The 6171-nt window shown below is 35.3% G+C and carries 6 protein-coding genes; all 6 read left to right on the forward strand.

Annotation, left to right across the window (positions count from 1 at the left end; all coding sequences use genetic code 11):
• Nucleotides 1–209: 209 nt before the first annotated feature.
• Nucleotides 210–731 carry a DnaA ATPase domain-containing protein gene (locus tag GMD4S_RS06640; RefSeq protein WP_000247995.1) on the forward strand — a complete coding sequence of 174 codons (522 nt, stop codon included), beginning with the start codon at nt 210–212 and terminating at the stop codon, nt 729–731.
• 109 nt (nt 732–840) lie between these two features.
• On the forward strand, nt 841–1791 hold the full coding sequence (locus tag GMD4S_RS06645; protein ID WP_000999609.1) for a helix-turn-helix transcriptional regulator: 951 nt from the start codon (nt 841–843) through the stop codon (nt 1789–1791).
• Nucleotides 1792–1798: 7 nt separating this feature from the next.
• On the forward strand, nt 1799–3112 hold the full coding sequence (locus GMD4S_RS06650) for a DUF262 domain-containing protein (RefSeq protein WP_000155167.1): 1314 nt from the start codon (nt 1799–1801) through the stop codon (nt 3110–3112).
• The gene (locus tag GMD4S_RS06655; RefSeq protein ID WP_000230428.1) at nt 3106–4977 is read left to right on the forward strand and encodes a GmrSD restriction endonuclease domain-containing protein; all 1872 of its coding nucleotides are present in this window, start codon (nt 3106–3108) and stop codon (nt 4975–4977) included. The genes GMD4S_RS06650 and GMD4S_RS06655 overlap by 7 nt, the downstream gene beginning before the upstream one ends.
• Before the next feature lie 74 nt (nt 4978–5051).
• Nucleotides 5052–5204, forward strand: a complete 153-nt coding sequence (locus tag GMD4S_RS06660) for a hypothetical protein (protein WP_000776613.1) — start codon at nt 5052–5054, stop codon at nt 5202–5204.
• 21 nt (nt 5205–5225) lie between these two features.
• On the forward strand, nt 5226–6171 hold a 946-nt coding region (locus GMD4S_RS06665; protein WP_000243906.1), incomplete at its 3' end, for an aminopeptidase.

Genomic DNA, 6171 nt, shown 5'->3' on the forward strand with positions numbered 1-6171 from the left:
AGACAGAACTGCGCAAGCGTGGTGGACTTTCATCAACCTTGGTTGAAAAGATGGATGAAATGGGGATTCTCGGCAATATGCCAGAGGACAACCAGTTGAGTTTGTTTGATGATTTGTTTTAAAAAATTGCTTATTTTGATCAAGTGGACAAAAAATGTCCACTTGATTTGTTATAATTCTCTTAAAAATAAAAGAAAAGAGAGTATAATATGGTGAATCAAGAAATTTTAAATTCTAATGTGTCAATTGAAGAGGAAATTTATAATTTTGAAAAAGGCTTGAAAGATGATGGGAGTGATTGGACCGGATTTCCACAAATAGACTTAAAAGAAGATTCTCAATGTATTTACATTTGCGGTATTTCAGAGACTGACAGATGGCATTTGTTTTATACGTTAACTAAAATAAAACCTGCTACTCCAATAGCATCACTTGCATATTATCGAGTGAGAGATAATTTGATTTTTTCTAAACATAGTCAATGGATAAAAATGCAAATGGAGTATACAGAGTATGATTTGATTTTTCTGGATGGAGTTCAATTCTTGGGAGAGGCTGATCAAAGGGTACAGGAATACTGGATGCAGCAATTCAAAGAGAATAAGAAAAGAAGCAAACTCTTCATTGTATATTCAGACTGCTTACCCGAAGACTTAAAAAATATGGCTGAATCCGTAGTTGAGTTCTTCGAATCTGGCATAGTGGTACAGTTGAAATCATCTAAGGGCTAGTTTATTTTGCTTTAATCGTTTTGAATATAAAGTGCTAGTTAGACTATAGAAGTGATAAAAATGTACTGGAAATAATATTGTTTGAATAATATGTAGAAGGAAATTGCAAATGAATGATCAAGAGAGATTACTAACAATCTTTTTACGCTTACAGTTTGGGACTCCGTTAGGAAAAAAGCAATTAGCCCAGGAATTTGAGGTTAGTGAAAAGACGATACAGAGAGATTTTTCGCTCCTTCGTGATATTTTATCCAGTCATCCCGATTTTAATGGAGACCTGCTTTATAGTCGTAAAACGAATAAGTATAGCCTATCAAGTAAGTCAGTTTTTAATAAAAAGGATATACTTGTTATTTCAAAGATTTTATTGGAAAATCGAGCATTGAATCGGCCAGAAATTGATAGCTTACTAAAAAATTTACTGATTTTAATTCCTCGTGATGACCAGAAAGAAATTGAGCAAATCATTGGTAGTGAAAAGCTTAATTATGCTCCCTTAACGGATCAGCAAGATAGAATAGAGAAAATTTGGAATTTATCGGAGTCTATTCTACATGAACAGGTCTTAGACATTATCTATCAAAAACCTTATTCGGAGTCTTCTAAGAAGCAGACGGTTTTGCCTGTATCTCTTTACTATGATAGTCATTATTTTTATCTGGTTGTTTATCAGTTAAAACACGCTACTTATATTACTTTAAGAGTAGACCGTATCCAATCATGGTCTCTTAGTGGTATAGAGAAACCCTCTATTTCTTATCGAGATAAATTTAGAGATGGTGATATTCGTAACGAGAGAGTTGATGCTTTTATCGGGAAGAAAATCAGTATTGAGATTGGGTATTTGTATGATCCTACTATTGTGATGGATCAATTTCCAAATGCAAAAATAGTTGGGAAAAATGGTTCCTGGACTCATTTTAAGTTTAAAAGTCAGTATACACCGGGTCTTAAACGCTGGTTACTGGGACAAGGGGAAGCAGTTACTGTTTTGTCTCCTCGGATTTTAGTAGAGGATATGAAGCGAACGGTTCAAGAAATGATAGATAAATATAAATGAGGATAAAATGACTATTCAATTTACTTCTAAAAAGGTTGGAGAACTATTGAAAAAAGGGAATTTGCGGATTCCTTCTTATCAAAGACCATATAAATGGAACAGAAAACATATCCGTAATCTTTTTTATGATTTACGAGATGCTATGGGGAAAAAGGAATATCAGATTGGTTCCGTTATCCTGCATAAGAATGATGGACACTTAGATATTGTCGATGGACAGCAACGGCTAATTTCAATTTCTTTGTTTCTTCATTCGTTAGATGACTTAGAGAATTATAAGGGTGCTAATCAACTGTTGAGTGCTGAAGAATTTGGAGAGCTATCTTGCTATCATGCGAGTGAAAATTATAATGAGTGGAAAAATTTAACTCAATTAGTTGGCGAAAATGAGGCAAAAGACATTTGCAACTTTTTATTAGAGAATTGTGCTGTCTCTGTGATTACTATGCCCCAAGAACGATTATCAGAGGCCTTTCAGCTATTTGATTCTCAGAATAATCGTGGAAAATCTTTAGAACCTCATGATTTGCTCAAGGCCTATCATCTTCGCAAGCAAGATTCCGAAGATGAAAGAATTGTTGAAAAGTGGGAGCAATTTGTAGAGGATAAAGAGTTAAGTCTCAAAGAGTTGTTTGATAAACATCTTTTTCGTATGAGACGTTGGTCGCGAGGAGAGACAGGATTAACAAACAAGCGTTATGGCTCTTATCTCCGTTTTACAGAGGATTTTATTGACGACTTTAAAGGCGTTGATTTGAATCAGAACTTTCCATACCTAGAATTGTATCGTCATATTGAAAAACTCCCTATGTCAATTACTATGCCAATAATTGATGGAAGTAAATTTTTTGAGTATATTGAATCTTCTCATGAAACTATTAAAGTTCATAAAAATTTTTTAAATAAAAAGTTTGGAGTCTCTAATGAGTTAGAGGAAGAAGAACAAAATTTAGCTTACCCAGAAGGTATGTTAAACATTTACAATAGCTCAAAGGGTCGCTATCTCAAGTGTCACAATATATTCCTAAATATTTGCTCGCTTTTCGCAGATAGATTTGGAAAAGAGGAGCTATCAAAGGAGATAGTAGAGACCTTGTTTATTTGGTCTTACTACCCTCGAGTTAAATCTAAAGCCATATATGATGCGACGGTTGGGAACTATGCTGCTGGTGGAAGGTTTAGACAAAAAGAGGTTCAAAAGCTATTTCAACTTTTATCTCATGCCGTCACTCCGAATGATTTCATGATAAAGATAGATAGAGAGTTATTTGAAAATTATACTGTGGACAAGATTATAGAAGAGGAAAAAGATAAATGGTAGAAACGCATATAAGCTTATCTGTTAATCGTCTGTTAAATGAAGATACCTATGCTATTCCTCTTTATCAGAGAAATTTTGCCTGGACTTATGATGAAATTGAGCAGTTATTGAACGACGTAGCAGATGCTTTTCAAGAAAATAGAGACAATTACTATATTGGAACATTAGTCGTTAATAAAGAGAATGACATTTTCAAAATCATAGATGGGCAACAACGGACAACAGCCCTTAATTTGATTGCCTTAGCTTTGAAGCATGAGTTTGGTTTTGATCTATTGAAAGCTGTCAATCTTACCTTTCCAGCTAGGAAGAAATCAAATGAGAATATTCAAAAACTATTTACTAAGGAAAAAATCTCTGAGGACGATGAAAATGAATTAACTAGAGGTTACGGACATGCTAAAGACGCATTGAAAAAAGTGCTAGAGGAGCGTCACCTTAATCCTCAGTCTTTCGTTGATTATCTTTTTGATAAAGTTATTATTTTTCGGAGTATACTTTCTGAAGATTTAGACTTAAATCTTTATTTCGAACGTTTCAACTCTCGTGGAGAACAACTAGAGGCTCATGAGATCCTTAAGGCGCAAATGATGGCCAAGTTTGGTGCAGATCAAGAAATGGCACAAAAATTTGCAAGAATTTGGGATGCCTGTGCGGAATTTGATAAGCCGGTATCAAGTCAATTTAAGATGCGACGGAAGAGAGCAGATGATTTTCAAGAACGCGAACGTATTTTTGGATGGCATTTTACAAATTACTCATTTCATAATATTTATGATGATATTGATTTTTATCAAAATGAAAGAAGAAAGTTATCAGATATATTAGGAAAAAAGATAAATGAAAAAAATATAGAAGTAGAAAAAGATTTTGGTGATTATACCCAAGTTATCGATTTTCCAACCTTCCTACTCCATGTATTGGCAATTTGGGAAGGTAAGGATACCAATGAGGTTCAGTTAGACGACAAGAAACTTTTAGCCCTATTTGATATAAAAAATAAAAATAAGACTTGGATTATTGAATTCAGTGAATTTCTTCTTAAAATAAAACATATTTTTGATAATTACATCGTTAGAAATTCAAATATGGATTCTTCAAGCAGAAATAAGGATGAATGGTTTTTGCAGAAGGGAACTTATTATGAATATCAACCTAATGGAAAAGCGAAAGAGCATTACATAGTTGAAGAACGCTTTACTAAGAATACATTTTCAGATTCGGAAATTAACAAAAACATTATCCTCCTTCAATCTATGTTTGCTGTGACCTTTACTGCTAATCGTGATAGTCGTTGGTTATATGAGATTTTTCAATTTCTCTTCAGACATATTGAAGAACTAAATGATCAAGAATTTGGTGCTCATTTTAAAGAATTTCTTGAAAAAATGGCAGTGACGTATGCAGAAGAAAGACTGTTTACTGAGGATAGAAGAATTAAGAAATATGGTGCAATTCCTGTTTATGCTTTTAACTTTGTAGATTATGTTTTATGGAAAAATCGTGAAGAATTAAAGAAAGCATACGATGTTAAGTTTGAAGATTTCAAATTTACATATCGTCGTTCTATAGAGCATTGGTTTCCACAACATCCAAATAGTGATGAAAGAGTTGAAAAAATTGATGATAAATTTTTGCACTCCTTTGGGAATCTCTGTATCATTACAGATAGTCAAAATTCGAAGTTTGGAAATTTAGTTCCAAGTGCAAAATATAAACAGTGGGAAGGAATTTTCAATCGCCAGAGTTTAAAATTACAGATGATGGCAGATGTAACGGTAAAGAATGATAAATGGGGTATTTGTGAGATTCAATTTATGGAAAAAGAAGTGGAAAGATATGTACACGACTTTTGTGATAGTTAAATAAAAACAAGCTTTAATGAGCTTGTTTTTTAAAATGCTAATATATGTGATATACTAGTAATGGGGGACATTTGATGAAACTAAGAATTTTTGCGGAAGATAAACCTGCTGAAAAGATTTTTGACTATCAGCTAGAGCTGGCAGATGAAACAATTATTCTATCGACAGCGCTCTTGTCTGGTGCCATTGCTTTAGCAGGATTATTTTCTGCTTTGAAGGAAAAATAACAAAAGAAAAGGAAGAATAGAATGGTTTTACCAAATTTTAAAGAAAATCTAGAAAAATATGCGAAATTGTTGGTTGCGAATGGAATTAACGTGCAACCTGGTCACACCTTGGCTCTTTCTATCGATGTGGAGCAACGTGAGTTGGCGCATTTGATCGTGAAAGAAGCTTATGCCTTGGGTGCTCATGAGGTTATTGTTCAGTGGACAGATGATATCATCAACCGTGAGAAATTCCTCCACGCGCCGATAGAGCGTCTGAACAATGTGCCAGAATACAAGATTGCTGAGATGAACTACCTCTTGGAAAACAAGGCTAGCCGTCTCGGTGTCCGTTCTTCTGACCCAGGTGCCTTGAACGGAGTGGATGCTGACAAGCTTTCAGCTTCTGCCAAAGCTATGGGACTTGCGATGAAGCCAATGCGTATCGCAACGCAATCCAACAAGGTTAGCTGGACTGTAGCAGCTGCAGCAGGGCTTGAGTGGGCTAAGAAGGTTTTTCCAAATGCTGCGAGCGATGAAGAAGCAGTGGACCTCCTTTGGGATCAGATCTTCAAAACTTGCCGTGTCTACGAAGAAGATCCTGTTAAAGCTTGGGAAGAGCATGCTGCTATCCTTAAGAGCAAGGCAGAAATGCTCAATAAAGAACAATTCTCAGCCCTTCACTACACAGCGCCAGGGACAGATTTGACACTTGGCTTGCCTAAGAATCACGTTTGGGAATCAGCTGGCGCTATCAATGCACAGGGCGAAGAATTCTTACCAAATATGCCGACAGAAGAAGTCTTTACGGCTCCTGACTTCCGTCGTGCAGAGGGCTATGTAACCTCTACAAAACCACTTAGCTACAACGGAAATATCATCGAAGGCATTAAAGTAACTTTCAAGGATGGTCAAATCGTAGACATTACTGCTGAAAAGGGTGATCAGGTCATGAAGGACCTTGTCTTTGAAAATGCGGGTGCGCGTG

The organism is Streptococcus sp. GMD4S (assembly GCF_000296955.1).